The 25,950-nt window shown below is 67.6% G+C and carries 26 protein-coding genes; 12 read left to right on the top strand and 14 right to left on the bottom strand.

Features of this window, described 5'->3' with window-relative positions:
* Positions 1–17 precede the first annotated feature (17 nt).
* On the top strand, positions 18–797 hold the full coding sequence (locus tag DIE04_RS01270; RefSeq protein ID WP_044843072.1) for a helix-turn-helix domain-containing protein: 780 nt from the start codon (positions 18–20) through the stop codon (positions 795–797).
* Positions 798–817: 20 nt separating this feature from the next.
* Here DIE04_RS01270 and DIE04_RS01265 read toward each other — a convergent pair whose 3' ends face one another.
* From DIE04_RS01265 to DIE04_RS01240, 6 genes are all read right to left on the bottom strand, one after another.
* Complete coding sequence (locus DIE04_RS01265) at positions 818–1,171, bottom strand: metal ABC transporter ATPase (protein WP_124485073.1); 354 nt, start codon at positions 1,169–1,171, stop codon at positions 818–820.
* A 169-nt stretch (positions 1,172–1,340) separates the two neighbouring features.
* Positions 1,341–1,580 carry a UDP-glucose 4-epimerase gene (locus DIE04_RS01260; protein ID WP_124519488.1) on the bottom strand — a complete coding sequence of 80 codons (240 nt, stop codon included), beginning with the start codon at positions 1,578–1,580 and terminating at the stop codon, positions 1,341–1,343.
* Between the two features lie 16 nt (positions 1,581–1,596).
* Complete coding sequence (locus tag DIE04_RS01255) at positions 1,597–1,887, bottom strand: DUF1488 domain-containing protein (RefSeq protein WP_124519591.1); 291 nt, start codon at positions 1,885–1,887, stop codon at positions 1,597–1,599.
* Positions 1,888–1,990: 103 nt separating this feature from the next.
* Positions 1,991–2,389 carry a DUF488 domain-containing protein gene (locus tag DIE04_RS01250; protein WP_124519593.1) on the bottom strand — a complete coding sequence of 133 codons (399 nt, stop codon included), beginning with the start codon at positions 2,387–2,389 and terminating at the stop codon, positions 1,991–1,993.
* Positions 2,390–2,520: 131 nt separating this feature from the next.
* Complete coding sequence (locus DIE04_RS01245) at positions 2,521–3,723, bottom strand: amino acid aminotransferase (RefSeq protein WP_124519595.1); 1,203 nt, start codon at positions 3,721–3,723, stop codon at positions 2,521–2,523.
* 43 nt (positions 3,724–3,766) lie between these two features.
* Positions 3,767–5,152 carry an amino acid permease gene (locus DIE04_RS01240; RefSeq protein WP_124484873.1) on the bottom strand — a complete coding sequence of 462 codons (1,386 nt, stop codon included), beginning with the start codon at positions 5,150–5,152 and terminating at the stop codon, positions 3,767–3,769.
* A gap of 318 nt (positions 5,153–5,470) precedes the next feature.
* Here DIE04_RS01240 and DIE04_RS01235 point away from each other — a divergent pair, with 318 nt between their 5' ends.
* A complete protein-coding gene (locus DIE04_RS01235) occupies positions 5,471–5,944 on the top strand; it encodes an Lrp/AsnC family transcriptional regulator (protein WP_044843065.1) in 474 nt (157 codons plus the stop codon).
* Between the two features lie 48 nt (positions 5,945–5,992).
* On the opposite strand, the gene DIE04_RS01230 is transcribed toward DIE04_RS01235, so the two are convergent.
* Positions 5,993–6,904, bottom strand: coding sequence for an EamA family transporter (locus DIE04_RS01230; protein ID WP_124519597.1), 912 nt, complete (start codon positions 6,902–6,904; stop codon positions 5,993–5,995).
* A 343-nt stretch (positions 6,905–7,247) separates the two neighbouring features.
* On the opposite strand from DIE04_RS01230, the gene DIE04_RS01220 reads away from it, so the two are divergent.
* Complete coding sequence (locus tag DIE04_RS01220; protein WP_124519599.1) at positions 7,248–8,921, top strand: phospholipase C; 1,674 nt, start codon at positions 7,248–7,250, stop codon at positions 8,919–8,921.
* Between the two features lie 111 nt (positions 8,922–9,032).
* Positions 9,033–10,451, top strand: coding sequence for a cytochrome-c peroxidase (locus DIE04_RS01215; RefSeq protein ID WP_124519601.1), 1,419 nt, complete (start codon positions 9,033–9,035; stop codon positions 10,449–10,451).
* A gap of 24 nt (positions 10,452–10,475) precedes the next feature.
* On the opposite strand, the gene DIE04_RS01210 is transcribed toward DIE04_RS01215, so the two are convergent.
* The 3 genes from DIE04_RS01210 to DIE04_RS01200 form a co-directional block, all read right to left on the bottom strand.
* Positions 10,476–11,207 carry a class I SAM-dependent methyltransferase gene (locus DIE04_RS01210; RefSeq protein WP_124519603.1) on the bottom strand — a complete coding sequence of 244 codons (732 nt, stop codon included), beginning with the start codon at positions 11,205–11,207 and terminating at the stop codon, positions 10,476–10,478.
* Positions 11,208–11,300: 93 nt separating this feature from the next.
* Positions 11,301–11,744, bottom strand: coding sequence for a type VI secretion system amidase immunity protein Tai4 (locus DIE04_RS01205; RefSeq protein WP_124519494.1), 444 nt, complete (start codon positions 11,742–11,744; stop codon positions 11,301–11,303).
* Complete coding sequence (locus tag DIE04_RS01200; protein ID WP_082088418.1) at positions 11,741–12,241, bottom strand: type VI secretion system amidase effector protein Tae4; 501 nt, start codon at positions 12,239–12,241, stop codon at positions 11,741–11,743. The genes DIE04_RS01205 and DIE04_RS01200 overlap by 4 nt, the downstream gene beginning before the upstream one ends.
* Before the next feature lie 299 nt (positions 12,242–12,540).
* Here DIE04_RS01200 and DIE04_RS01195 point away from each other — a divergent pair, with 299 nt between their 5' ends.
* The 4 genes from DIE04_RS01195 (at position 12,541) to DIE04_RS01180 (ending at position 16,659) form a co-directional block, all read left to right on the top strand.
* A complete protein-coding gene (locus DIE04_RS01195; RefSeq protein WP_124519495.1) occupies positions 12,541–13,251 on the top strand; it encodes a GntR family transcriptional regulator in 711 nt (236 codons plus the stop codon).
* 73 nt (positions 13,252–13,324) lie between these two features.
* A complete protein-coding gene (locus tag DIE04_RS01190; protein ID WP_124519496.1) occupies positions 13,325–14,131 on the top strand; it encodes an SDR family oxidoreductase in 807 nt (268 codons plus the stop codon).
* A 35-nt stretch (positions 14,132–14,166) separates the two neighbouring features.
* Positions 14,167–15,099 (top strand): 3-keto-5-aminohexanoate cleavage protein, encoded by a 933-nt coding sequence (locus tag DIE04_RS01185; protein WP_044843057.1) that lies wholly within the window; start codon positions 14,167–14,169, stop codon positions 15,097–15,099.
* Between the two features lie 231 nt (positions 15,100–15,330).
* Positions 15,331–16,659 carry an MFS transporter gene (locus DIE04_RS01180; protein ID WP_124519497.1) on the top strand — a complete coding sequence of 443 codons (1,329 nt, stop codon included), beginning with the start codon at positions 15,331–15,333 and terminating at the stop codon, positions 16,657–16,659.
* A gap of 135 nt (positions 16,660–16,794) precedes the next feature.
* Here the strand turns inward: DIE04_RS01180 and DIE04_RS01175 are convergent, their stop codons facing one another.
* The 3 genes from DIE04_RS01175 to DIE04_RS01165 form a co-directional block, all read right to left on the bottom strand.
* Positions 16,795–18,129: a chloride channel protein gene (locus tag DIE04_RS01175; RefSeq protein ID WP_124519606.1), complete on the bottom strand. Its 1,335-nt coding sequence runs from the start codon at positions 18,127–18,129 to the stop codon at positions 16,795–16,797.
* A 188-nt stretch (positions 18,130–18,317) separates the two neighbouring features.
* Entirely contained in the window at positions 18,318–19,559 is a 1,242-nt protein-coding gene (codA, locus tag DIE04_RS01170; RefSeq protein WP_124519608.1) for a cytosine deaminase, read from the bottom strand.
* A 75-nt stretch (positions 19,560–19,634) separates the two neighbouring features.
* Complete coding sequence (locus tag DIE04_RS01165; RefSeq protein WP_124519610.1) at positions 19,635–20,099, bottom strand: VOC family protein; 465 nt, start codon at positions 20,097–20,099, stop codon at positions 19,635–19,637.
* Between the two features lie 308 nt (positions 20,100–20,407).
* Here DIE04_RS01165 and DIE04_RS01160 point away from each other — a divergent pair, with 308 nt between their 5' ends.
* Together DIE04_RS01160 and DIE04_RS01155 are read left to right on the top strand one after the other, a co-directional pair.
* Positions 20,408–21,559 (top strand): porin, encoded by a 1,152-nt coding sequence (locus DIE04_RS01160; protein WP_044843051.1) that lies wholly within the window; start codon positions 20,408–20,410, stop codon positions 21,557–21,559.
* Between the two features lie 223 nt (positions 21,560–21,782).
* Positions 21,783–22,085 (top strand): DUF4148 domain-containing protein, encoded by a 303-nt coding sequence (locus tag DIE04_RS01155; protein ID WP_124484885.1) that lies wholly within the window; start codon positions 21,783–21,785, stop codon positions 22,083–22,085.
* A gap of 149 nt (positions 22,086–22,234) precedes the next feature.
* On the opposite strand, the gene DIE04_RS01150 is transcribed toward DIE04_RS01155, so the two are convergent.
* On the bottom strand, positions 22,235–23,182 hold the full coding sequence (locus DIE04_RS01150) for a LysR family transcriptional regulator (protein ID WP_124484886.1): 948 nt from the start codon (positions 23,180–23,182) through the stop codon (positions 22,235–22,237).
* A gap of 191 nt (positions 23,183–23,373) precedes the next feature.
* On the opposite strand from DIE04_RS01150, the gene DIE04_RS01145 reads away from it, so the two are divergent.
* Both DIE04_RS01145 and DIE04_RS01140 read left to right on the top strand, forming a co-directional pair.
* Positions 23,374–25,557: an FUSC family protein gene (locus tag DIE04_RS01145; RefSeq protein WP_124519611.1), complete on the top strand. Its 2,184-nt coding sequence runs from the start codon at positions 23,374–23,376 to the stop codon at positions 25,555–25,557.
* A gap of 158 nt (positions 25,558–25,715) precedes the next feature.
* On the top strand, positions 25,716–25,928 hold the full coding sequence (locus DIE04_RS01140; protein ID WP_044843047.1) for a hypothetical protein: 213 nt from the start codon (positions 25,716–25,718) through the stop codon (positions 25,926–25,928).
* Positions 25,929–25,950 lie beyond the last annotated feature (22 nt).

Below are 25,950 nucleotides of genomic sequence, written 5' to 3'. Positions count from 1 at the left end.
TCGAGCCGGAGTGACTCATGTCTACCGCCACTGCCTGCGCCACCGCCCCGCCCGTCGCGCCTCGGCCAACGACTCCGCTTCGTGCGGTCGCGCGCACCGACGCCGTCAAAACCCCGGCCGCGCGCTGCTCGGGCTGCGCGATGCGCTCGATGTGCCTGCCGCCCGACCTGACTGCGGACGAGTACGGCCGCCTCGACGCGATCATCTGCTCGACCCGGCAGGTTCGCCAGGGCGACGCGCTGTTCCGCATCGACGACCCGTTCCACAGCATCTATGCAGTCCGTGCGGGCTCGTTCAAGACGGTGATGATGCATCGCGACGGCCGCGAGCACGTGACCGGCTTCCAGATCGCCGGTGAAACGCTCGGCATGGACGGCATCGGCAGCGGCCAGCACTGCTGCGACGCGATCGCGCTCGAGGACAGCGTCGTGTGCATCATCCCGTTCGGCGCGCTCGAGGCGGCGTGCCGCGAGATGAAGCCGATGCAGCATTTCCTCTACCAGATGCTGAGCAGCGAGATCGTCCGTGAATCGAGCCAGATGCTGCTGCTCGGCACGATGTCGGCCGAGCAGCGCGTCGCGCAGTTCCTGCTGAACCTGTCGGCGCGCTTCGAGGCGCGCGGTTATTCGGCATCGGAATTCAACCTGCGGATGACGCGCGAGGAAATCGGCTGCTATCTCGGCATGAAGCTCGAGACCGTCAGCCGGATGTTCTCGCGGTTCCATCGGGATTCGCTCGTCGAAACGCGCGGCAAGCGCGTGCGGATCCTCGACGCGCAGGCGCTCGCGCAGGTCTGACGCCCGACGCGCGGCCGGCGTCATTGCGCGGCCGCGCCCGTCGTGGCCGCATGCAGCGCGACCGCCTCGGGTTCGCCGGCCTGCCAGGCGGACAGCGCCTGTTCGGCTTGCGCGAACACGCGCTGTATCGTCTCGTTCACGTCGTCGCCGCTGCTGCCCGGCAGCACCGTCGGCGCGCGATCATGCATGAGCAGTTCGAGGCGTACGTCGTAGGTCCGACCGCCGTCGCCGGTCGTGCGCGACTCGATCGCCAGCAGGCATTCGTCGAACCGCGCGCGGAATCGTTCGAGCCGCACCAGCTGCGCCCCCGCCTCGCCTTCGAGCGCGGCGGAACCCGCGAATCCGACGCAGACGATCTGCATGCCCACGCCCATGTCGTTCCTCCTGACGCGGTCGCCGCTCGTCGACCGGATTGCCTGCCCCATGTTTCCCTGCCCTGCCCGCCGCGGAATCCGCCCGCACGCATGTCGCGCGGCGCGACGACGGATGCGGCGATCACTGCCGTGGCAGCATTGCCTCCGCGCGCCGTCGGCGCGAGGCGGTTCACATGCTGAACGTCTGCGACGCCTTCATTTCGATCCACGTCATCCCGGCCCGCAACCCTTCGATCGCGGCCTCGTGCTCCGTGGGATACGCATGACTGTGCTCGAACGTGTGGTGAAAGCGCGCCGGCCCGGTGCCGTGCTCGACCGACACACGGCAGCGGAACTCGCCGGATTCGCACTGTCGCGTCTCGATCTCGACCGACCAGTCGCGTTCATGAATCGTGCCTTGCAGTGTCATGCGTCCTCCTGCGGAATCAGCCGTCCATCCGGAAGTGACCGCTGTGCAGCAACACCGGCCGGCCGCCGATTTCGTCGAGCATTTGTCGTGCCTTCGCCTCGATCGCCGACCGGTGCGCATCGAACGCGTGCAGCAAATCCCGCTCCAGCAGCGACGGCGCACCGAAATGGTCTTCCAGTGCTTCGGCCGTGATCGCGCACTGCACGCAGCGGCCGTCGACCAGCGCCGAAAACGCGACGACCAGATCGCGCGCGCAATATTCGGGCGGTTCGGGTGGAAAGGCAATCTGCATCTGTCCGCCTGTCATCGTCGGGGCAATTCATGCCATGAGCATAGCGGCCCGCGGCACCGCACGCTTGACCCACGTCAACCGGTTCGCTGCGCCGCACGAAGCAACGCCCGACGGGCGCTCAGCCCGCTTCCGCGTCGATCGCCGCGCCGCGCTCCGCCAGCAGTTCGCGCAGCACGCTGCGATGGCAGCGGCGCTCGTCCTCGCAGTAGCAGCCGATCGAGAACGCGCTCGTCGCCGACAGCGCGGCGAGCAGGTCCAGCACCTTCGGTGCGTCGCCGTGCGCCATTTCCGCGCGGAAGTGGCGCGTGAACGCACGCCATTCGGCATCGGTTTCGGCAGCCTGCGCCTGCGCGACCAGCTCGGGGCTCGGCGACAGCGTCGGCAGCCACACATCATAGTAGTTGCGCGATGCGAATTCCGTCTTGGGTACCCCGCGCGGCGGCCGCCGCACCGTGCCGATCCTCAGGCCCTCGCCGGCCGCGCGTGGCGTGCCGAGCCGTACGATTCGAATTGCCATGCCGCTCCTTCGTCTTGCGTTCGATCCGCCATCGTACCGCCGCGCCGCCGCCGCGCAAGAAAAAACCGGCTGCCTCCGCGAGGGAGACAGCCGGTTCATGCGATGCGATCGGGCGCCCGGGGGCGCACCGGTCAGACGCCGCTCTTCAGCACCTTGCCGATCGCATCCGCGACGATGCCGACGTTCGAATCGTTCAGCCCAGCGACGCACATGCGGCCCGAACGCAGGATGTACACGCCGTGCACTTCGCGCAGCGCATCGACCTGCGATTCGGTCAGGCCCGTGTACGTGAACATCCCGCGCTGCTTCACGTAGCGCGTGAGGGCTTCGCCGCTGACGTAGTCGCGCAGGCCGTCGTGGATCGACTGGCGCATCCGCGCGATCCGGCGGCACATCGCGGCGAGTTCCTCTTCCCACTGCTTGCGCAGCGCGGGCGTGTTCAGCACGGTCGCGACGACCTTCGCGCCGTAGGTTTGCGGGTTGCTGTAGTTCGAGCGCACCGCGCCGGCCAGTTGGCCCAGCACGCGCTCGGCCGCGGCTGCATCGTCGCAGACGACGCTCAGGCCGCCCACGCGCTCGCCGTACAGCGAGAAGTTCTTCGAGAACGAGTTCGCGACGAGTGCCGGCACGCCGCGGCGGGCCAGTTCGCGCACGGCGAACGCGTCCGCGTCGAGGCCCGCGCCGAAGCCCTGGTACGCCATGTCGACGAACGGCAGCAGCCCGCGCGCCTCGACCACGTCGATCAGCTTCTCCCACTGGCCTTCGTCGAGATCGACGCCGGTCGGATTATGGCAGCACGCGTGCAGCAATACGATGCTGCGCGCCGGCAGCGCGTCGATCGCCGCGAGCATCGCGTCGAACTTCAGGCCGCCCGTCGCTTCGTCGTAGTACGGGTACGTGTTCACCGTGAAGCCCGCGCGCTCGAAGATGAAGCGGTGGTTTTCCCAGCTCGGGTCGCTGAGCCACACCTGCGCGTCCGGGAAGTAGCGCTTCAGGAAATCGGCGCCCACTTTCAGCGCGCCCGAGCCGCCCAGCGTCTGCACGGTCGCGATGCGCCCGGCCGCACGCGCCGGATGATCGGCGCCGAACACCAGCGCCTGCACGGCGTCGCGATACGCGGCGAGGCCGACCATCGGCAGGTAAGGCTTCGGGCCGAGGTCGCGCTGCAGCGCGGTTTCGGCTTCGCGCACGGCCCCCATCACGGGAATCCGGCCTTCGGCATCGAAATAGATGCCGATGCTCAGGTTGACCTTCTGATCGCGCGGATCTTTCTGGAAGTTCTCGTTGAGCGTCAGGATCGGATCGCCCGGGTACGCGTCGATGTGTTCGAACATGGCTATGTCGGTCTCGTTTGGAAGAATGGTCGGGATGCCCGTGTCAGCGCGCGGACGCGCCGTCGCGCATCACATAGTCCGCATTCTTCTGACGGAAGCGATACCCGACCGCGAGCACCGCGAGCCATACGGGAATCAGGTACACCGACAGGCGGAGATCCGGCGTCAGGTACATCACGACGAGAATGCCGGCCATGAACGCCAGGCACAGGTAATTCGTGAAAGGATAGCCCAGACTGCGGAACGAAGTCTGCTCTCCGGCGATGCGCTTGGCTTGGCGGAACTTCAGGTGGATCAGCGTGATCATCGCCCAGTTGATGATCAGCGCCGACACGACGAGGCCCATCAGCACCTCGAACGCCTTGCCCGGCATGAAGTAGTTGACCAGCACGCACGCGCCGGTGGCGAGCGCCGACGCGCCGAGCGCGGCGAGCGGAATGCCGCGCTTGTTCACCGAGCACAGCACCTTCGGCGCGTTGCCCTGCTTCGCGAGGCCGAACAGCATCCGGCTGTTGCTGTACACGCCGCTGTTGTAGACCGACAGCGCGGCCGTCAGCACGACCACGTTCAGCACGTTCGCGACCAGGTTGCTGCTCAGCGCGTGGAAGATCAGCACGAACGGGCTGCCGCCGGTGACGACCTTCTCCCACGGATACAGCGACAGCAGCACGGCGAGCGCGCCGATGTAGAAAATCAGGATCCGGTAGATCACCTGATTGGTCGCGCGCGGAATGCTGTGCTTCGGATCGTCGGCCTCGGCCGCGGTGATGCCGATCAGCTCCAGCCCGCCGAACGAGAACATGATCGCCGCCATCGACATCACGAGCCCCGACACGCCGTTCGGGAAGAAGCCGCCGTGCTGCCACAGGTTCGCGACGCTCGCTTCCGGCCCAGCATGGCCGCTCGCGAGCAGCCATCCGCCGAAGCCGATCATCCCGACGATCGCGGCGACCTTGATGATCGAGAACCAGAATTCCGTCTCGCCGTACGACTTCACGCTCGCCAGGTTCAGCAGGTTGATCGCGACGAAGAACACCAGCGCCGACACCCAGGTCGGCACGCCGGGCCACCAGTACTGCACGTAGATCCCGACGGCCGACAGCTCGGCCATGCTGACGAGGATGTACAGCACCCAGTAGTTCCAGCCGGACAGGAAGCCGGTGAAGTGGCCGACGTACTTGTCGGCGAAGTAGCTGAACGAGCCGGCGACCGGCTCGTCGACCACCATCTCGCCGAGCTGGCGCATGATGAAGAACGCGACGACGCCGGCCACCGCGTAGCCGAGCAGCACGGACGGGCCGGCCATCTTGATCGTCTGCGCGATGCCGAGGAACAACCCCGTGCCGAGCGCGCCACCGAGCGCGATCAGCTGGATGTGCCGGTTCTTCAGCCCCCGCTTCAGGCCGTCCTTCTCGTTTCCAGAAACCATGTCTTCTCCATTTTGCCCGCCTCCGCCGGAAGCGGTGCGGCGCGCCTCGGTGTGCCGGGCGCTGTTTTGCTGTGCCGGCGGCCGTTCGTGGAGCCGCCGGGTTGGGGACTGCAATCTTCGCGTGGCGACCCCCGATTCCTGTCGGCAGGCCCACCAGACCGGCCACCGACCGTCGCTCTCGCCGCCTTGCTGCAGGCGCACACGAAAATCCGGCGTCAGTTTAGCGTCGCGACAGCGAAATCGGGTTGCGTAACCGGCTCATGCAAACCCTACATTATGAGATAAGATTGCGCCCGGGAGACAGATGAGGAAACAAAAATGCCTGAACCGGTTCTCGATCGCATCGATCGCCATTTGCTATCGGTGCTGCAGGAGAACGGCCGTGCGTCGAACCTCGACCTGGCGAAGGCCGTCGGCCTGTCGCCCGCGCAGACGCTGCGACGCCACCGCCGGCTGGAGGAGATCGGCGCGATCCGCCGTTACGAAACCCGTCTGTGCCCCGACACGCTCGGGTTCGGCGTCACCGCGTTCGTGCACGTGACGATGGAGCGCGGGCATATCCGCGACCTGTCGAAGTTCCAGAAACTCGTGTCGGATCTCGCGCAGATCCAGGAATGTTTCTCGGTGACGGGCGATATCGACTACGTGCTGAAGGTCGTCGCGCGCGACCTGAAGGGGCTGTCCACCTTCCTGCTCGAAACGCTGATGCGGATTCCCGGCGTGAGCGGCGTGCATTCGAGCGTGTGCCTCGACGAGATCAAGTGCACGAGTGCGATGCCGGTGGAAGGCTGATGCGGCGCCACGCGACCGGCGGGGCGATGCCCGGTTCGGCAGCCGCGCTCAGCGCACCGCCTCGAACGCGCTGATCAGCAACGCCCCGCACGCAATCACCAGACACCCGCCGGCGCGACGCGGCGTCAGCCGCTCGCCGAGATACACGCGCGCGATCAGCGCCGCGAACACCACGCTCGTTTCGCGCGGCGCCGATACCGGCCCCATCGGCGCACGATCCATCGCCCAGATCACGATCCCGTATGCGAGCGCCGCGCACACGCCGCCGCATGCGGCCTTCGCCGTTTCACCGACATCCTGCGCGAGCCGCAGCGGCCCCGCCCGCAGCCGGTAGTACGCGGCCATCAGCAAGCCGGTCAGCACGAACATCCACGCCGTATAGCCGACCGTGCTGCCGCTTTCCCGCACGCCGATCCCGTCGACCACGCTGTACGCGGCGATCGATACGCCGGTGGCGAACGCAGTCGGCAGCACCTGCGTCATCCGGTGCCGCGCGCCGCGTCCGCGCTCCAGCCCGATCGCCATGATGCCGGCGCAGATCAGCACGAGCCCGCCTTGCGCACCCGCGTTCAGGCGCTCGCCCGCGAACGCCGCCGCGCCCAGCGTGACGAGCAGCGGCGCGGTGCCGCGTGCGACCGGATAGGCGACGCTCAGGTCGCCGTGCTCGTAAGCGCGCACCAGCAGCAGCGTATAGACGACGTGGAGCACCGCCGATGCGACGACGCAGGCCCAGCTCGCGGGCGTGATCGGCGCGGCGGCCGGCAGGAACAGCAGCGCGAACAGCCCGATCGCGATCTGCAGCACCGTGGCCGAGCGCAACCGGTCGCCGCTGCTGCGCACGAGCGCATTCCACGACGCATGCAGGAAGGCGGCGCACAGGACGGCAAACAGAACGGGAATCGGCACGTTGAGTACTCGCTGACGGCCGGCAACGCGAAATCGTCGCCGCGGGCCAACCATCGTATGAATGCGTCACACGATTGTCAAAAAAGCAACCCGGCCCGGCACCTCGCGAATCGGCCCGCCACGGGCTGTCGCCCGCCCCGCGCGGCATGCGCGGCCGTAACCGTGCGCGCCGCCGAATGTGTCGCCCAGGTTGCATCCGCGTGCCCCCTTTCCGCTTTCTTTCGCGCCGCGTCGCGCCGTAATGGAATCGATACCGCGGCGCAACCGTCGCGAAACCGGTCCGCCCCCATATCTTCATACCGAACTGCTTCAATGCCGGGGCTTTATAGCGTTCCGCGCCGGACCGACACGGCGACGGGGCCGATCTTCACCGTCGAAAGCTACCTGGAGTTTCCCGATGTTCCGTCAAGCCTTGCTCGTCACCGCCTGCGCAGCCGCGGCGCTTGCGCTGTTCGCCTGCGGCGGCAGCGACGATCCCACGTCGACGCCCGCCGTGTCGTCGCAGGACGCGCTGCAGACCGCCACGCCGATCAAGCACGTCGTCGTGATCTACGGCGAAAACGTGTCGTTCGACCACTACTTCGGTACCTACCCGAACGCGTCGAACCCGTCCGGCGAACCGGCCTTCAACGCGAAGCCCGGCACGCCGGCGATCAACGGGCTGACGGGCACGCTGCTCACCGCGAACCCGAACTTCACGAACACGGCCAACGGCACCGACGCCGCAAACCCGTTCCGCCTCGACCGCACGCAGGCCGCGACCGCCGACCAGAACCACGCGTACACGGCCGAGCAGCAGGCCGAGGACAACGGCCTCGCCGACCTGTTCCCGAAATACACCGGCAAGGGTTCGTCCGGCGGCGCCGGCGCGTTCGGCACGAAGGGCCAGGTGATGGGCTACTTCGACGGCAACACCGTGACCGCGCTGTGGAACTACGCGCAGCGCTTCGCGATGAGCGACAACGCGTACACGACGGTCTACGGCCCGTCGACGCCGGGCGCGCTGAACGTCGTGTCGGGCCAGACCAACGGGATGCAGATCGTCAAGACGTCGAAGCAGCCGTCGACGCTCGCCGCCACCTCGTACTACATCAACGACGGCCAGGGCGGCTTCACGATGATCAACGACGTCGACCCGGGCTTCGACGTGTGCTCGAGCACGACCGACCAGGCGATGATGAGCGGCAAGAACATCGGCGACCTGCTGAACAGCGCGAAGATCACGTGGGGCGGCTTCATGGGCGGCTTCAACCTGTCGACGACCAACAGCAACGGCACGACCGGCTGCAGCCGCAGCACGGTCGCCACCGCCGTGAACGCCGCGACGACCGACTACATCCCGCACCACAACTGGTTCCAGTACTACGCGTCGACCGCGAACCCGCAGCACACGCGCCCGAGCGCGGTCGCGGCGATCGGCTCGAGCTTCGAAGCCGACGGCAAGACGGCCGAACCGGCGAACCACCAGTACGACACCGACGACTTCTTCGCGGCCGTGAAGGCCGGCAACTTCCCGTCGGTCAGCTTCCTGAAGGCGCCGGCCGCGCAGGATGCGCACGCCGGCTACTCGGATCCGCTCGACGAGCAGGCGTTCGTGACGAAGGTCGTCAACTTCCTGCAGCAGCAGCCGGACTGGCAGAACACGGCCGTGATCGTCACCTATGACGACTCGGACGGCTGGTACGACCACGCGTACATGGCACCGACCCGTGCGTCGTCCGACGCGGTCGACCAGGTGAACGGCAACGGCAAGTGCGGCTCGGGCGGCACCACCGGCGTGAACGGCGGCACGGTGAACGGCCGCTGCGGCCCGGGCGTGCGCATCCCGCTGGTCGTGATCTCGCCGTACGCGAAGCAGAACTACGTCGACCACACGTTGATCGACCAGGCGTCCGTCGTGCGCTTCATCGAGGACAACTGGCTCGGCGGCCAGCGCATCGGCGGCGGTTCGTTCGATGCGACGGCCGGCGACCTGCGCGGGCTGTTCGACTTCTCGTCGAAGCCGAACACGGCGCCGCTTTATGTCGATCCGGCGCAAGGCACCGTGCTGAGCGCGGCGCCGTCGATCTGACCGGCATCGCGTAACCGGTCGCAGCAGGCAACAGCAGGCCGGCGCATCGTGCGCCGGCCGTTTCCGTTTAACGCGCCGCTTTCACACGGTGCCCGATTTTCGACCGACAGCATGACAGCTCGTCCCGCGTTCCCGTCTCCCGACGCATCCGGCGCCGCCGCGTCGCGTTCCCCTGCCCGCGTGCCGCGCCGCGCGGCGTTCGCGCTCGGCGCGGCCGTGCTCGGTTACGGCGCGTTCGCGATCGCGTTTCCGGCCCGTACGCCGGCGGCGATTGGCGACGTCGTCGCCGGCTGGACGGGTGCGAATCCGCATCCGGTCGTGCTGCAGCGCCCGGCCGCGCAGCCGCTGTCGGCGGTCGCGCAGCTCGGGCGCGCGCTGTTCGCCGATCCGTCGCTGTCGGCATCCGGCAAGCAGTCGTGCGCGTCGTGCCATAGCCCCGATCATGCGTACGGCCCGCCGAACGGGCTCGACGTGCAGCCGGGCGGCCTCGCGATGACGCAGCAGGGCTACCGCCCGCCGCCGTCGCTGATGTACCTGTATCGCCAGCCCAACTTCAGCATCGGCCCCGATGCCGGCGAAAACGACGCCGCGCCGAGCGTCGCACAGCAGGCGGCATCCGCGGCTGGCGTCGTCAAGGCGCAGAAGGTGGCCGGCACGTCGGCCGCGCCGCAACTCGTGCCGCAAGGCGGGATGTTCTGGGACGGCCGCGCCGATACGTTGCAGCAGCAAGCGTTCGGGCCGCTGCTGAATCCGGTCGAGATGGCCAATGCGAGCATCGACGACGTCGCGCGCAAGCTCGCGCAGTCGCCGCATCGCGCGCAGTTCGAGCAGTTGTTCGGGCCGCGTGTGTTCTCCACGCCGCAGCTCGCGGTGTCGGAGGCGATGTTCGCGATCGCGCGCTATCAGGTCGAGGATCCGTCGTTCCATCCGTACAGCAGCAAGTACGATCGCTGGCTCGAAGGCCGCGCGCGCCTCACGCAGGCCGAGTTGCGCGGGCTGAAGCTCTTCAACGATCCGGACAAGGCGAATTGCGCCGGCTGCCACCTGTCGAAGCCCGGCAAGGACGGCTTGCCGCCGATGTTTACCGACTACCAGTACGAGGCGCTCGGCGCGCCGCGCAACAAGGCGCTCGCGCAGAACCGCAACCCGGCGTTCTACGATCTCGGCGTGTGCGGGCCGTTCCGCGCGGACCTGAAGGACCAGACGCAGTACTGCGCGATGTTCCTCACGCCGACGCTGCGCAACGCGGCGACGCGCCACGTGTTCTTCCACAACGGCGTGTTCCATACGCTCGACCAGGTGATGGCGTTCTACAACGAGCGCAGCATCTCGCCGCAGAAGTTCTATCCGCGCGGCGCGGACGGCAAGCTCGACGTGTACGACGACATCCCGGCGAGGTACCGCGCGAACGTCGACGTGACGGATGCGCCGTTCGACCGCAAGCCCGGCGACAAGCCCGCGATGACCGAACAGGACATCAAGGATGTCGAAGCGTTTCTCGGCACGCTGACCGACGAGCCGGCACGCTGACGGCTGGCCCGCCGCCGCTTTTGGTCAGCGCTGCGCGCGGATGCAGAGGAACGCCGGCGCCAGCGACAGCTCCGCATGGAGCCGCTCCGACACGGCCTTCATCTCGGCCAGCGGCGTCGGTTCGACGAACCTGTCGAGCCGCCAGCCGGCGTCGGCGAGCGCGTTCAGGATGTCGGCAAGCGGCCGGCGCCACGCTTCGACATAGGGCTTCGGTTCGCCGAAACCCGACCAGTGGAAGCCGAAACGGCTCGTATCGAAGTACGTGGCGTCCCCGCGTGTGCGCTCGTCCATCCAGTCGCGCATCGGGTGCGCCATCGAGAACACGAGCGTCCCGCCGAGCCGTGCGACGCGTCTGAATTCACGCAGCGTCGGGGCGAGGTCACGCACGTAGTCGAGCGCGAGCGAGCACAGCACCTTGTCGACCGACGCGTCGGGCAGCCACGCGAGCGGCGCCTCCAGGTCGCCCTCCACGACGTCGACCGTGAGGCCTGCGCAGCGCGTTTGCGCGAGCGCGACCATCTCGGGCGTGATGTCGAATGCGTGGACGGTCGCGCCGTGACGCGCGAGGTGCGCGCTGCAGATGCCGGGCCCGCAGCCGGCGTCGAGCACCGTCAGGTCGTCGACGTCGCCGAGCAGTGCCATCGTTGTCGGACGCTCGTAGAGTGCGTTGTGCGCCTTGGTCGGCGCGATGTCCGCGTAGCGTTGCGCGAAGCTCGCATAGGCGCTGCGGGCGGACGGTTCGTTCGAATCGGGCATGCGGCATCCTTGGGCTAGGATTGGAAGATCGATTCTGCACGATCGGGGCGCGCATGGCGATGGTCGGGGCGCCGCCGCTGCGGCGCTTCAGAACTATCGCGGGTTCTCGGCCCGGTATGTGCTGTTGGGCCGCAGGACGAGCCGCTTCGCCGCCGCGTCGAGCTCCTTGCCGTGATACAGGTCCATGCATTTCAGGAAGTCGAATTTGACGTCCTTGATTTCCGACTCAACGACCGGATTCCGGTAATCGCGCGCCAGATACTTCGCGACCAGCGCTCGAACGACGTCCGGCGCGCGCTCCAGGTCGTAGTAAGTCCAGTCGCGCAGCGCGTTCGTGCTGCTGCCGATGTCCTTGCTTACGGCGGACTCCTGCCGATACGCAGTGGCCAGACACTGTGCGAGCGCCATGTCCTTGAAGTTCTGGATGTACGTACGTGAACCGGCCTCCGGCGAGGTTTGAGCCGCTTCCTTCGCTGACACCGCTGCAGGATGAAGTGCCGCACACGTCAGCGCGATCGCGATCCAGGCTTCCCTCATGACAGGCTCCAGAAATTCGCACGATCCGTACGATACCGTGCGCTCGGCTCATTGAAGTAGCAGCGGTCGTAACATGTATTTCCATTGAACAACGTTGCGTGACCCTGCGCGTCGCTCCAGCCGGAGACCTCGAACAGGATGACGCCTTGTCGCCCCGACAAGGGTCCACCGTTCGACGGCGGAAACCTGACTACCTCCGCCTTCCCCCACCGCTGCTCGAGAAAGCGATTCAAGTCACGAACGCGAAAAAAGTATTGCCGATTGTCTCCGCCCGATACCGTTTGCCCGGAAATTCGGGGAATCACCATGCCGGCCTCGCCGAGGATGTAGCTCATTCTCACCGCGCAGGTATTGCTCCACTGTTCCGAAGGGCTCGGATTGTTCACGTTCTTCTCGACGTATCCACCGATCATTTTCGCGACCCGTTCGCCGGAATTGGCCGGATCATAAATTCGCTGGGATGCCGCCCACGCAACGGCAAATGACGGTCGTTTCACTTTGGCTCCTTGTCATTGGAATGAAGTCGAATCGGCTGGCGTGCGTCGGAAAAATCACGGCCCCGCGTGGTTTCCTGACAGCCTTGGGGGCATTCGCCGCATGCATCATGATGCATTGATCGAAAGGTTTTTGTAATACCAATGCCGTGACGGTGGCAGGGGTACATCCGGCAGATTGCCGTGCTTCCCCCCTCGTTTTCCCCAACCCGAATCGCCTTGACTCCGCCCGCCCAATCGTCAAAACTTCACACATCTCAAGTGTGATCACAGATCGCAGATCAAACCCAGGAGAACCCGCCTTGGCGCCCCGTATCGTCCCGCCCGCACTGAAAGCCATCGAATCTGAAACGATGGCCGACAAGGTCTACCAGCAACTGCGCGAAGCGCTGATGAGCGGCCGATTCGCGCCTGGCCAGGCGCTGAGCCTGCGCAGCGTCGCCGAGGCCGTCGGCTCGTCGACGATGCCGGTGCGCGCCGCGCTCACGCGGCTGCGCGCCGAACGCGCGCTGGTCGACGGCCCTAACCGCGCGCTCGTCGTGCCGCCGATGACGCTCGACATGCTCGACGAACTGCGCGACGTGCGGATCGCGCTCGAAGGTTGCATCGCCGAGCGCGCATGCGCACGGATGACCGACGCGCAGATCGCCGCCGTGCGCAAGACTTGCGAGACGATGCAGGCGCACGTCGAGGCCGGCCGCTCGCGCGCCTACCTGCAAAGCAATTTTGCGTTCCACAGCGCGATCTACGCGCATGGCGCCAGCGAAAACACGCTCGCGATCGTCGAGAACCTGTGGATGCGCGTCGGTCCGTTCCTCAACATGGTCGCGCTCGATATCCCGCATATGCGGCGCTCGATGGACGCACACCGCGCGATCGTCGATGCCCTCGAGCGGCGCGACGGCGCGGGCGTGCGGGCCGGCATCGCGCTCGACATCGGCGGCGCCGCACACGACCTCGCCGAGACGCTGCGGGCCGAACAGACACCGCGGACCGTGAACGCGAAACCGTAGCGCCCGCTCGACGCGACCGGACGAATCGCGAGCGGCCCCAATCCGACTACATCAACGATGGAGACAACCCGGCATGACAGCTTCCGACCTGCTGAAACCCTATGACGGCCTGCGCGTCCTCGTGACGGGCGGCGCATCGGGCATCGGCCTCGAAATCGCCGGCGCGTTCGCCGAATGCGGCGCGCGCGTGCACGTGTGCGACGCGTCGCAAGCCGCGATCGCGGCGCTGGCGGACCGGCCGCCGCGCGCCGCAACCGGCGCGATCAGCGCAACGCTGGCCGACGTCTCCGACCCGGCGGCCGTCGAGCGCGTGTTCGCCGACGTATCGGCTACGCTCGGCGGCCTCGACGTGCTGGTCAACAACGCGGGCATCGCCGGCCCGACCGGCGGCATCGACGAAATCGACCCCGTGCAGTGGGAGCAGACCGTCGCGATCAATCTGAACGCGCAATTCCAGTTCGCTCGCCGCGCAGTGCCGCTGCTGCGCGACTCGAAACACGGCGGCGCGATCATCGCGCTGTCATCGGTCGCCGGCCGGCTCGGTTACGCGTTTCGTACGCCCTACGCGGCCACGAAATGGGCGGTGGTCGGTCTCGTGAAGAGCCTCGCGATCGAACTCGGGCCGCTCGGCATTCGCGTGAACGCGATCCAGCCCGGCATCGTGCGCGGCCCGCGGATGCGCCGCGTGATCGAGGCGCGCGCGCAGCAGCTCGGCATCGGCTACGACGAGATGGAGAAGCGCTATCTCGAGAAGATTTCGCTGCGACGCATGACCGATCCGGCCGAGATTGCCGCGACCGCGCTGTTCCTGTGCTCCCCGGGCGGGCATGGCATTACCGGGCAGGCGATCTCCGTCTGCGGCAACGTCGAAGTGCTCTGACGCCTCCCGCATCGTTCATCGAAAGGAATCCATCCGTGGCAAACGCTCGCAAAGTCATCATCACCTGTGCGCCGACCGGCGCGATCCATACGCCGTCGATGTCGCCGTACCTGCCCGTGACGCCGCACGAAATCGAAGCGGCGGCGGTCGCGGCCGCGCAGGCCGGCGCGGCGATCCTGCACCTGCACGCACGCAACCCGTCCGACGGCAAGCCGACGCAGGATCCAGCCGTGTTCGCCGAATTCCTGCCGCGCATCAAAGCGCAGACCGACGCGGTGATCAACCTCACGTCGGGCGGCAGCCCGCACATGACGGTCGACGAACGGTTGCAACCCGCGCTGCATTTCCAGCCCGAGGTCGCCTCGTTGAACATGGGCTCGATGAATTTCGGACTCTATCCGATGCTCGAGCGCTTTCGCGAACTGAAGCATCCGTGGGAGCGCGAACATCTCGAGAAAAGCCGCGATCTCGTATTCAAGAACACGTTCGCCGACATCGAGACGATCCTCACGCGCTGCGGCGCGAACGGCACGCGATTCGAATTCGAGTGCTACGACATCTCGCACCTGTACAACCTCGCGCACTTCGTCGACCGCGGGCTCGCGAAGCCGCCGTTCTTCGTGCAGAGCGTGTTCGGCTTGCTCGGCGGGATCGGCGCGCACCCGGAGGACCTGATGCACATGCGCCGCACGGCCGACCGTCTGTTCGGCGACGATTACGTGTGGTCGATACTCGGCGCGGGTCGCAACCAGATTCCGCTCGCGACGATCGGTGCCGCGCAAGGCGCGAATGTGCGCGTCGGGCTCGAGGATTCGCTGTGGATCGGGCCCGGCAAGCTCGCCGAATCGAGCGCCGCGCAGGTACTGAAGATGCGGCAGGTGCTCGAAGGCCTGTCGCTGGAGATCGCGACGCCGGCCGACGCGCGCGCGATGCTCAAGCTCAAGGGCGGCGACGCGGTCAAGTTCTAATCGCCGGGTTGCGCCCGACACCACGCAACACCAGGACCCGCAAGCGCAGAGACAAGGCGCCGGCCCGAGCCGGCCGGTGCCAGGATGCCTTCCATCGCCCCGCTCCCGTCGAGCGCCGCCGGCGCGGCTCCGTCGTCTGCCCCTCCGCTGCGCGCGACGCAGCGGCCTCAGCCGAACGCGGCACGCCGTGCTTGCCGTGTGCGCCCGTTCGCCATTACCGGAGTCGTCCGCATGTCCACTCATCACGCCCAGGCCCTGCCTTCCGCCGTCGGCGACGCAAGTGCGTCGCTGAACCGGCTGCTGTTTCGCAAACTGATGCCGCTGCTGATCGCCGCCTACGTAATCAGCTTCCTTGACCGCACCAACATTGCATTCGCAAAACACTCGATGGGTGTCGATCTCGGCATTTCATCGGCCGCCTACGGACTCGGCGCGGGCCTGTTCTTTCTCACCTACGCGCTATTCGAAATCCCGAGCAACCTGATCATGCACCGGGTGGGCGCGCGCTTCTGGATCACGCGAATCATGATCACGTGGGGTGCGTTGTCGATCGCGATGGCGTTCGTTGCCGGCCCGACGTCGTTTTACGTGATGCGCCTGCTGCTCGGCGCCGCCGAAGCCGGGCTGTTTCCGGGCGTGATGCTGTACCTCACGTACTGGTTCGGTCGCGAGGAACGTGCGCGGGCGACCGGCTATTTCCTCCTCGGCGTGTGCATCGCGAACATCGTCGGTGGTCCGCTGGCCGGCGCGCTGATCGAACTCGATGGAAGGCTCGGCTTCCACGGCTGGCAATGGCTGTTCGTCGTCGAGGGAATTCCGGCCGTCCTGCTCGCCTTCGTCGTGTGGACACGGCTGCCGGACCGCCCGAGCAGCGCGCCGTGGCTGTCCCCCGAAACCGGCCGCGCGCTCGAACGCACGCTGGCGGCGGAACAGGATGCAGGCGTTGCAACCCACGGCGGCCACGCGTTCGGTGCCGCGCTGCGCGATCCGCAGATCTGGCTCGCGATCTTCGTGTACTTCTGCCACCAGTTGACCATCTATACGGTGATCTTCTTCCTGCCCGGCATCATTGGCGCATCCGGACGCTTTTCGCCGTTCGCGGTGGGATTGCTGACCGCGTTGCCTTGGCTCGCTGCCGCCCTTGGCGCCGCCACACTGCCGCGCTTTGCGCGCGAGTCGCATCATTCGCGCCGGATACTGTGCGCCGGGCTCATCGTAATGGCCGCGGGAATGGTAGGTGCCGCGCATGCGTCGCCCGTGGCCGGTCTCGCTTGCGTGTGCGTCGCCGCGTCGATGTTCTTCGTCGTGCAGTCGATCGTGTTCACGTTTCCCGCGTCGCGACTCGCCGGCAGCGCACTGGCCGGCGGTCTCGGCCTCGTGAATACGTGCGGGCTGCTCGGCGGCTTCGTCGGGCCGACCGTCGTCGGCGCGATCGAACAGACGACCGGCAATGCGAAGAACGGGCTGACGCTGCTGGCAGCGGCGCTCGTCGTCGCAGCGTTCGCGAGCCTCGCGTTGCGTCACGGACACGAACGCGCCGACGCACGGTCGCGCGATTGAGGACCGGCGAAATCCTGCACAGAACCGGCAGACGCGCTTCGGCGTGATCCGTCGGGATACGGGCTGGAAACCGGCAAGGAAACGGGAAAAAGCGATGACAGGCAGCCCGCGCGCCGTAGCCTGTGCCGAGGAGGGCTACCGGGTCGCCGTCACCGGCGTGGCGACGGCCGCGGCCGCCCCCAGCCGCCCCTCCACCAGCCACTGCGCGAACCGGTACGCAACCAGCGAGCCCGCCACGGCCAGCAGCATCGGCACCAGGCTGTCGTGATTCGCGCGCGTGAATTCGAGCAGCAGCACGACGGCCGTGATCGGCATCTGCATCGACGCGGCGAGGAACGCGGTCGCGCCGACCAGCGCGCATCCGCCGATCGACGCGCCCGGCCACACGAGGCTCCACAGCCCGCCGAGCACGACGCCGAGCAGGGCGCCGTTCGCGAGACCGGGCGTCAGCAGCCCGCCCTCCGCCCCCGCGCGCAGGCTGCCCGCCTCGATCGCCACCTTCAGCACGAGCAGCGTCGCCGCGAGCCCGATCGTCAGCGTGCCGTCGAAGCCCATCGAAGCCGGCCCCTTGCCGTTGCCGAGCAGTTGCGGAAAGCGCATCGCCAGCACACCGATCACCGCGAAGTTGACCAGCGCGAGCACCGGCAGCAGCCGGCCCTTCGGCGCGTCGGCCCGTGCGCGGCTCGTGAGCCGCACGAAGCCGTACGCGGCGAAACCGAACAGCGGCCCGCAGACGATCGACCACGCGACGAGCGGCGTACTCAGCATGAACGCAGGCACCGTGTACTGATGTTCGTTGCCGAGGCCGATCCATGCGACGGCCGCCGCGATCGCCGAGGTGACGACGGCCACCACCAGCGCGCGCAGTTCGAACGTGCCGAGCAGCACTTCGAGCACGAACACCGCACCGCCGAGCGGCACGTTGTAGACGGCCGCGAGCCCGGCACCCGCGCCGCACGCGACCATCAGCCGGCAGTCGGCGGGCGTCAACCCCGCGCGGTGCGCGAACTGCCCGGCCAGCAGCGAGCCGATCTCGCGCGGCGCGACTTCGCGGCCGAGCGGCGAACCGAGCGCAACGGTGACGATCTGCAGCAGCGCGTGCACCGTCGTGCTGACGAACGGCATCCGCGGATCGGCGGCACGCACGGCACGGCGGATGCTGACGAGCGGCCGGCCGTAGCGGTACAGCGCCCACCAGCCGCCGCCCGCGACCAGCCCGCAGACGACGAGCACCGCGAGCCGGCGCAGCGGGTCGGCCTGGCTCACGCCGGTAAGGAAGCTTTCGGTGCCGACCACGTGCGCGAGGCTGTAGTCGTACGCGACGTGCTGGATCGCGTGCAGCAGCAGCGCGAGCAGCATCCCACCGACACCCGCGCCGACGCCGGTCAGGATCGTGACGGCAGCCATCCGCGCGAACGGACTGGCGGACGGCGAGGAAGACACGGGAGCAGACGGAAGATCGAGGCGCATGAGGTCGGCGGACGATGATTGACAAGACGGCGCGCACCATGCACGCCGCCGTCAGGACCGCATCGTAGGCGTCGATCTCTCATGAGACAAACGTATTTTTCTGATCAACTCATGCATTCAGCGCATACAAGAAAGACGGCAGTTCCCGACGGGGCGTGCCGCCGTCCACCGCCGTCGCCGCATCCGCGTCACTCCGGATACGTGACGCGCTCCGGCTCGCGCCGCATGATCACCTTCCCGTGGCGCACCGACAGCGTGGCCTTCACCTGCCGGCGCACGGCTTCATAGTCGCAGTCGGCATCGAGCACGACCAGGTTCGCCGGCCGCCCGACCGCGATCCCGTAGCCGTCGCCGAGATGCATCGTCGTCGCGCTGTGATCGGTCACGAAGTCGAGGCAGCGCTGCAGGTCCTGGTAGCCCATCATGTGGCAGATGTGCAGGCCGGCGTCGAGCACGCGCAGGATGTTGCCGTTGCCGAGCGGATACCACGGATCCTTGATCGAATCCTGTCCGAAGCACACGTTCAGGCCCGCGCGATCGAGTTCCGCGACACGCGTGAGCCCGCGCCGCTTCGGAAACGTGTCGAAGCGCCCCTGCAGATGAATGCTCTCGGTCGGGCACGACACGAAGTTCAGGCCCGCGCGCTTCAGCAGCCGGAACAGCTTCGAGCAATACGCGTTGTCGTACGAGCCCATCGCGGTCGTGTGGCTCGCGGTCACGCGCGCGCCCATGCCGCGCACGCGCGCCTCTTCCGCGAGGACTTCCAGAAAGCGCGAATGCGGATCGTCGGTCTCGTCGCAGTGCACGTCGACGAGGCAGCCGGTGCGCTCGGCCAGCTCCATCAGGAAGCGGATCGAGCTGACGCCCTGCTCGCGCGTGTTCTCGAAATGCGGGATCCCGCCGACGACGTCCGCGCCGAGTTCGATCGCCTGCGCCATCAGCGCGCGGCCGCCGTCGAACGACTCGATGCCTTCCTGCGGAAACGCGACGATCTGCAGGTCGATCAGCCCGCGCGCCTCGTCCTTCACTTCGAGCATCGCCTTCAGCGCGGCCAGCGTCGGATCGGTGACGTCGACATGGGTGCGCACGTGCTGGATGCCGTGATCGCGCAACATGCCGATCGCCGCATGCGCGCGCGTCTTCGTGTCCTCGTGCGTGATCGTCGCCTTGCGCTCGGACCAGCGCTCGATGCCCTCGAACAGCGTGCCGCTCATGTTCCAGGCCGGCTCGCCGGCCGTGAGCACCGCATCGAGATGGATATGCGGTTCGACGAGCGGCGGAATTGCGAGACGGCCGCCCGCATCGACATCGCCGGCGCCGACCGATGTGACCGGCGCGGCCTGCGCGTCGATCCGCGCGATCCGGTCGCCGTCGATGCCGATCGTGAACAGCCCGTCGCGGCCGCGCAGGCGTGCATTGAAGAGGTTCATGGTGGGTCCAAGCGTCATGCGGCGTCAGCGCGCCGCGTGGTGGGGAAAAACCGGCTCCTGCGATGCGTGCCGCGCTTATTTGAAATCCTCGATCGTCAGGCCGGTCGCCGCGCTCATCTCGTCGTTCGCCACGTCGCGCACGTGCTTGCCGAACGTCCACACATGCCGGCCGGGATCGCGCGCGCGATACATGCGATCGCCGTAGAACTGGTCGGCCGGCGCCTGCAGGATCTCCGCGCCGGCCGCACGCGCGCGTTCGCAGTGCGCGTCGATGTCGGCGTCGTCGGGAAGATGCACGTGGACGTGCTGCGTGTTCCGGTCGCCCGTGTCGTGCGGCGACGCGATGAAGTCGGCCCACGCGCCGCCGATCATGACGAGGCCGTCGCCGAATCTCATTTCGGCGTGCGCGATGTCGCCTTCCGGCGTGGTGACGACCAGCGCGCGCTCGAAGCCGAATGCGCGTTCGAGCCACGCGAGCGCGGCTTTCGGGTCGCGGTAGCACAGCGCGGCACTCAAGGAAGGACGGCGCGGCGTGGTCATCGGGGGCTCCGGATCTCGGCAATGGTCTGCCCATTCTCCACGCGCGCGGCGCGGCGATCAACTCCCGCGCCGGCGACGCGCGTGTTGTCAATGCGCGACACGGCATGCGCGACCGACCGACCGCTCGCGTCGCGCCGTCGGCGAAAACGCACGCCGTCCGGCCTCCGGACCGATTTGTGAACGCCGTGTGACGCACTCTTGCGCAACTCGCAACGGTGTACTCGCGCGCCTGCGGCCGGAATCGCGCGACCCCGCCCCTACACTTGCGCCGAACTTTGGTCACCCGTCCCACACGCAGGAGCTGTTACATGCACAAAACGAACAAAACCCTGATTGCCGCCGCATCCGCCGCCGCACTCTTCGCCCCGCTCGCGCACGCCCAGAGCTCGGTCACGCTGTACGGCCTGATCGACGCCGGCATCGCGTACACCAACAACGCCGGCGGCGCATCGCTGTGGCGCATGACCTCCGGCACGGTCAACGGCAGCCGCTTCGGCCTGCGCGGCACGGAAGATCTCGGCGGCGGCCTGAAGGCGCTGTTCGTCCTGGAGAACGGCTTCAACGTGAACAACGGCGCGCTCGGGCAGGACGGCAAGCTGTTCGGCCGCCACGCGTATGTCGGCCTGACCAGCAGCGGCTACGGCACGCTGACGCTCGGCCGCCAGTACGACACGATGGTCGACTTCGTCGCGCCGCTGTCCGCGACGGCCGGCGACTTCGGCGATACCGGCTTCGCGCATCCGTTCGACAACGACAACCTGAACCACTCGGTGCGCATCAACAACGCGGTGAAGTACACGAGCGACACGATCGCGGGCTTCAAGGTCGGCGCGCTGTACGGCTTCTCGAACTCGACGAACTTCGCCGGCAACCGCGCGTACAGCGTCGCGGCAAGCTACACGAACGGCCCGCTGAAGCTGGCCGGCGCGTACCTGCAGATGAACGGCACGAAGGGCTCGACGAGCGCAAGCCCGGGCGCGACCGACGTGGCCGAAGCGAAGAGCGTGAGCCAGGGCGGCTGGTCGGTGGGCGCGGACCGCATGCGCTCGTACGGCGGCGGTGTCAGCTACGTGTTCGGTCCGGCGACGGTCGGCTTCGTCTATACGCGCTCGCAGTACGACAACTCGGGCTCGTTCGGTTCCACCGGCCAGGTCGCGTTCAACAACTACGACGTGAACGTGCGCTATGCGGTGACGCCGGCCGTCAGTCTCGGCGCGGCCTACGTGTACACGGACGCCAGCGTGTCGAACCCGGACAGCAAGCACGGCACCGATCCGAAGTGGCATCAGGTCGACCTGCAGGCCGTGTACAAGCTGTCGCGCCGCACCGACCTGTACGCGGAAGCGATGTACCAGCACGCGTCGGGCCGCGGCTACCAGGCCTTCATCAACACGTCGGGCGGCGCCTCGAGCACCGCGAACCAGATCGTCGGCACGATCGGCATGCGCACGCGATTCTGAGTTCCGCGCCGCGTGAGCGCCCGTCGCCCGTCCGCCAGGACCCTGTCCTGGCGGACGGGTTCGCGCGCTGTGGGCGACGTGCACCAATGTTGTTCCATCTGGAAAGCTGCCTGCCCGGAATCGGGGTTTTTGTGCGCGCGTGTGCTGCATAGACTGGCATCGACGGTTCGGATCGCGCGTCGATCACCGGACCGGCCTCATACCCCGTCTACTGGAGAACATCGTGAAATCGCTCGTCGTTACCGCCGCCGCTGCCGTCCTGCTTGCCGCACCGGCCCTGTCGTTCGCTCAGTCCGCCAAGGCGCCCGTCACGCGCGCACAGGTGCTGCAGGAGCTCTATGACCTCGAATCGGTCGGCTACAACCCGTCGCTCGGCGACGCCGGCAACTATCCGGACGACATCATGGCCGCGCAGGAACGCCTGGCAGCAAAACGGCTCGCCGAGCACAAGGCCGCGCAACGCGCATATGGCCCGGCCGGTGCGGGCGCAACGGAATCGGGCGTGGCGGCAAAGCCCGCGCTGTGAAGACACGCAGCAACGCCGCACCCGCGTGACATGCGTCCCGCGGGCGCGGCGGAAATCGCGCGAAACGGTTCGTCACGATGGATGCGGCCGGACAGCGTGCCGTCCGGCACGCGGCCATCTCGTCCTGGATTCGCTCTCGGGCTGCCTGATCAGGCAGCCTGCGGCTCGCGGTCGATCGCGTTCAGCATCTCGACGTCGCGAGCAATCATCCCCGGCACCTGCGCACGCAGCATCTCGACCCAGGTGCGCACCTTCGCGTCGATGAAGCGGCGCGACGGATACAGCGCATACACGTTCATCTTCTGCAGGATGTGCCCGGGCAGCACGCGCACGAGCGTACCGTCCTGCAGCGCGTCGATCGCCGCATACAGCGGCAGCATGCCGATCCCGATACCGTCGCGGATCGCGAGCGCGAGCGACTCGGCCGTATTGGTCTGCACCGGCCCGGTGACATGGATCTGCTCGATGCCGTCGGCGCCTTCAAGCACCCATTCGTGGGTCGGGAACGCCGGCGTGCAAAGTGTCAGGCACGCGTGCGCGCCGAGATCCTGCGGGCGGGCCGGCGCGCCGTGGCGCTTCACGTACTCGGGCGACGCGCACAGGATGCTGAAGGTCGAGCCGAGCAGGTGCGACACGAGCTCCGAGTCGGGCAGCGACGATGCGGTCACGACCGCCATGTCGCTCGTGCCGTCGAACAGGTCGGGCATGCGCTGCGACAGCGACAGCTCGATCGACACGTCCGGATATTGCGTGTGGTAGCGCGTGAGCGCGGGCATCACGTAGTGATGGCCGACACTCGCGAAGCTGTGCATGCGCAGCACGCCGGCCGGCCGTTCGTGCGCGCAACTCGCCTCCTCCTCGGCGCGATCGACGTCGGCAAGAATCTGGCGGCAGCGCCGCAGATAGCTTTCGCCGGCCGACGTCAGCGCGAGGCGGCGCGTCGAGCGATTCATCAGACGGGTGCGCAGGCGCGCCTCGAGCTCCGACACCGCGCGCGACATCGCGCCCGTCGTCGAATTCAGCGATTGCGCGGCCGCGGTGAAACTGCCCGTCTCGACGACGCGCGTAAACACCCGCATGTTTTGTAGGGTATCCATTCCTGTGAGCCACCTGTAGCGGAGCCGCTATTTTCCTCCAGCGGATGCGACAGATTGTTACGCGGCCTGCAACTATCGTTTCCCCGTAGCTGCGTTAATGCCCGCGCGCCGCACTCCTACAATCGGCGCCTCACCAGTCGAACGGACCCGTCCGGACGCGCCGCGGCACCGCACGCGCCCCGCTTTTTTTCATGAAGCCACAACCTGCGATCGAGCGACCTTCCATCGAACCGGCCCGATGGAGAACCTGGCTCGATCCGCTCGGCGGCGCCGCGCGCGACTGGGCCGCGACCGACGGGCTGATCTGGCTGCATCTCGCCAAGACCGTGCTCGCCGCGCTGCTCGCGATGGGGATCGCGATGCGGCTCGAGATGTCGCAGCCGCGCACGGCGATGACGACCGTGTTCGTGCTGATGCAGCCGCTGTCGGGGATGGTGTTCGCGAAGAGCTTCTACCGCATGCTCGGCACGGCGGCCGGCCTCGTCGCCGCGCTCGCGCTCGGCGGGCTGTTCGCGCAGCAGCCGGAGCTCTACATGGCCGGCATCACGCTGTGGGTCGGCGGCTGCATCGCGCTCGCGGTGCGCAACCGCCATTTCCGCTGGTACGGGTTCGTGCTCGCCGGCTACACCGCCGCACTGATCGGCCTGCCCGCGGTGATGACGCCGCAGACGCTGTTCCAGTCCGCGCTCACGCGCGCCGCGGAAGTCGCGCTCGGCATCGCATGCTCCGGCGCGGTCAGCGCGCTGATCCTGCCGCTCAGTTCCGCGAAAGCGCTGATGCGCTCGCTGAGCGCGCGTCATGTGAAGTTCGCGGCATTCGCGGCCGGCGCGCTGTCGGGCGACCTCGCGCGCGGCGACTTCGAGCGGCGCTTCGCCGATTTCGTCGACGAGATCGTCGGGTTCGAGGCCAACCGCGCGTTCGCGTCGTTCGAGGATCCGCACATTCGCGCGCGCAGCCGCCGGCTCGCGCGGCTCAACAGCGAGTTCATGAATGCGTGCACGCGCCTGCATGCGCTGCACCAGCTCGTCAAACGCCTGCGCGCGAACCGGTCGGACGCGGTGCTCGACGCACTCGCGCCGCACATCGATGCGCTCGCGCAGCGGATCACCGCATTGCGCGACGAGCGGCAGCGCGGCATCACGTCGACCACCGGCGCACTGCTCGAACTGCGCCGCTTTCACGCCGCGTTGCCGAAGGCCGCGCGCGCCTCGCGTCGCGCGATCGAGGATCACGCGGCCGGCGGCCTGCTCGACTTCGACACCGCGATCGAGCTGATGTATCGCTTCATCGGCGAGTATCTCGGCTACGCCGACACCAACGCATCGCTCGATCGCGACGATCACGCGTTCGAACGCTCGGTCACGCACTACGCGGTGAAGACCAATTCGTTCTTCGTCGGCTTCGCGTTCCTGCGCACGCTCGTCGCCGTCGGCGCGATGAGCGCGTTCTGGCTCGCGTCCGAATGGCCGAGCGGCTCGCTCGCCGTGATCGCGACCGCGATCGCGTGCGCGCTCAGCTCGACGTCGCCGCGCGCACCGAAGTTCGTCGCGCAGATGGGCGTCGGCGCGGCGTTCGCGACCGCCGTCGGCTACGTGTTCCTCTGCTACGTCTATCCGAACATCGACGGTTTTCCGCTGCTGTGCGCGGCACTCGCGCCGGTGCTCGGCATCGGCGCGTTCCTCGCGATGCGCCCGGGCCTGTCAGGTTACGGCATCGGCTTCGCGGTGTTCTTCTGCCTGCTCGCGGGCCCCGACAACGCGATCGCGTATACGCCCGAGGTGCTGATCAACAACGGCTTCGCCGTCGTCGTCGCGATGCTCGCTTGCTCGATCGTGTTCGCCGTGGTGTTTCCGACCCACATGCCGTGGCTCACGTCGCGGATCGCGCACGACCTGCGCCGCCAGGTCACGTTCGCGTGCGAAGGCGCGCGCGACGGGCTCGCCGCGCGCTTCCAGTCGAGCACGCACGACCTGATGGCGCAGCTGCGCACGCTGCTCGTCAAGCGCACGCGACAACATCGCGACGCACTGCGCTGGATGCTCTCGACGCTCGAAGTCGGCCACGCGGTGATCGACCTGCGCGACGAGCTGCACGGGTTCTGCGAATCGAAACCGCCGCAGACGCTGCGCTGGACCGCCTCGGTCGACGCGGTGCTGCACGAGCTGCCGCGCTTCTTCGACGATCCGACGCCGGGCCATCATGCGCGCACGCTCAAATCGGTGAACCTGTCGATTCGCGCCGCGCAGCACACGCTGCACGCATGGTACGCGGTGCCCGATGAACGCCACCGCATGCAGCGCATCGTCGGCTGCCTGCACTTCATTCGCAGCGCGCTGCTGGACAAGGATGCGCCGTTCAACCGCCATCGTCATTGAGCGCCGACGAGGGTCGGCGGGAGATCGATGCGTACGCAACGTCACCCTTGTTCCGATTGGAAATAAGCTCTGCACCCGCGGTGATTAATTTCCAGGCAGGGCGAGCCTATAGTTTCCTCACTGCCAGCGAGACTGGCACTGACCCAGGAGAAACCGAAATGAAGCCGCTGCACCTCGCCCTCGTTGCCCTGTCGCTCACCGCCGCCGTCGCGCACGCGCAGAGCGCGCCGGCCGACGTCGCGCAACAACCGGCGAACCGCGCCGAAGCCGTCCAGGCCTCGGGCCGCGTCGATCGTGCGCAATCGAAGCAGGAAGACCCGAACGCATGCGTGGGCCCCGTCAGCTTCTGCAACGTCTACTTCGGCAGCTGAGCATGACGCCGCGTCGTCACGG

Origin of the sequence: Burkholderia sp. Bp8994 (genome assembly GCF_003853805.1) — a bacterium.
GTDB lineage: Bacteria > Pseudomonadota > Gammaproteobacteria > Burkholderiales > Burkholderiaceae > Burkholderia.
Note: the sequence above shows the minus strand (reverse complement) of the source record. Positions and strands in the feature narration are given on the sequence as shown.

What these genes read in the sequence shown, in the direction of transcription:
- DIE04_RS01205 (WP_124519494.1), bottom strand. Translation starts at nt 11,744, where the DNA reads ATGAGGGAAGCCTGGATCGCGATCGCGCTGACGTGTGCGGCACTTCAT.
- DIE04_RS01255 (WP_124519591.1), bottom strand. Translation starts at nt 1,887, where the DNA reads ATGACAGGCGGACAGATGCAGATTGCCTTTCCACCCGAACCGCCCGAA.
- DIE04_RS01235 (WP_044843065.1), top strand. Translation starts at nt 5,471, where the DNA reads ATGCCTGAACCGGTTCTCGATCGCATCGATCGCCATTTGCTATCGGTG.
- DIE04_RS01250 (WP_124519593.1), bottom strand. Translation starts at nt 2,389, where the DNA reads ATGGCAATTCGAATCGTACGGCTCGGCACGCCACGCGCGGCCGGCGAG.
- DIE04_RS01175 (WP_124519606.1), bottom strand. Translation starts at nt 18,129, where the DNA reads ATGCGCCTCGATCTTCCGTCTGCTCCCGTGTCTTCCTCGCCGTCCGCC.
- DIE04_RS01160 (WP_044843051.1), top strand. Translation starts at nt 20,408, where the DNA reads ATGCACAAAACGAACAAAACCCTGATTGCCGCCGCATCCGCCGCCGCA.
- DIE04_RS01265 (WP_124485073.1), bottom strand. Translation starts at nt 1,171, where the DNA reads ATGGGCGTGGGCATGCAGATCGTCTGCGTCGGATTCGCGGGTTCCGCC.
- codA (WP_124519608.1), bottom strand. Translation starts at nt 19,559, where the DNA reads ATGAACCTCTTCAATGCACGCCTGCGCGGCCGCGACGGGCTGTTCACG.
- DIE04_RS01230 (WP_124519597.1), bottom strand. Translation starts at nt 6,904, where the DNA reads ATGGTTGGCCCGCGGCGACGATTTCGCGTTGCCGGCCGTCAGCGAGTA.
- DIE04_RS01150 (WP_124484886.1), bottom strand. Translation starts at nt 23,182, where the DNA reads ATGGATACCCTACAAAACATGCGGGTGTTTACGCGCGTCGTCGAGACG.
- DIE04_RS01260 (WP_124519488.1), bottom strand. Translation starts at nt 1,580, where the DNA reads ATGACACTGCAAGGCACGATTCATGAACGCGACTGGTCGGTCGAGATC.
- DIE04_RS01210 (WP_124519603.1), bottom strand. Translation starts at nt 11,207, where the DNA reads ATGCCCGATTCGAACGAACCGTCCGCCCGCAGCGCCTATGCGAGCTTC.
- DIE04_RS01270 (WP_044843072.1), top strand. Translation starts at nt 18, where the DNA reads ATGTCTACCGCCACTGCCTGCGCCACCGCCCCGCCCGTCGCGCCTCGG.
- DIE04_RS01180 (WP_124519497.1), top strand. Translation starts at nt 15,331, where the DNA reads ATGTCCACTCATCACGCCCAGGCCCTGCCTTCCGCCGTCGGCGACGCA.
- DIE04_RS01215 (WP_124519601.1), top strand. Translation starts at nt 9,033, where the DNA reads ATGACAGCTCGTCCCGCGTTCCCGTCTCCCGACGCATCCGGCGCCGCC.
- DIE04_RS01145 (WP_124519611.1), top strand. Translation starts at nt 23,374, where the DNA reads ATGAAGCCACAACCTGCGATCGAGCGACCTTCCATCGAACCGGCCCGA.
- DIE04_RS01140 (WP_044843047.1), top strand. Translation starts at nt 25,716, where the DNA reads ATGAAGCCGCTGCACCTCGCCCTCGTTGCCCTGTCGCTCACCGCCGCC.
- DIE04_RS01220 (WP_124519599.1), top strand. Translation starts at nt 7,248, where the DNA reads ATGTTCCGTCAAGCCTTGCTCGTCACCGCCTGCGCAGCCGCGGCGCTT.
- DIE04_RS01165 (WP_124519610.1), bottom strand. Translation starts at nt 20,099, where the DNA reads ATGACCACGCCGCGCCGTCCTTCCTTGAGTGCCGCGCTGTGCTACCGC.
- DIE04_RS01240 (WP_124484873.1), bottom strand. Translation starts at nt 5,152, where the DNA reads ATGGTTTCTGGAAACGAGAAGGACGGCCTGAAGCGGGGGCTGAAGAAC.
- DIE04_RS01190 (WP_124519496.1), top strand. Translation starts at nt 13,325, where the DNA reads ATGACAGCTTCCGACCTGCTGAAACCCTATGACGGCCTGCGCGTCCTC.
- DIE04_RS01245 (WP_124519595.1), bottom strand. Translation starts at nt 3,723, where the DNA reads ATGTTCGAACACATCGACGCGTACCCGGGCGATCCGATCCTGACGCTC.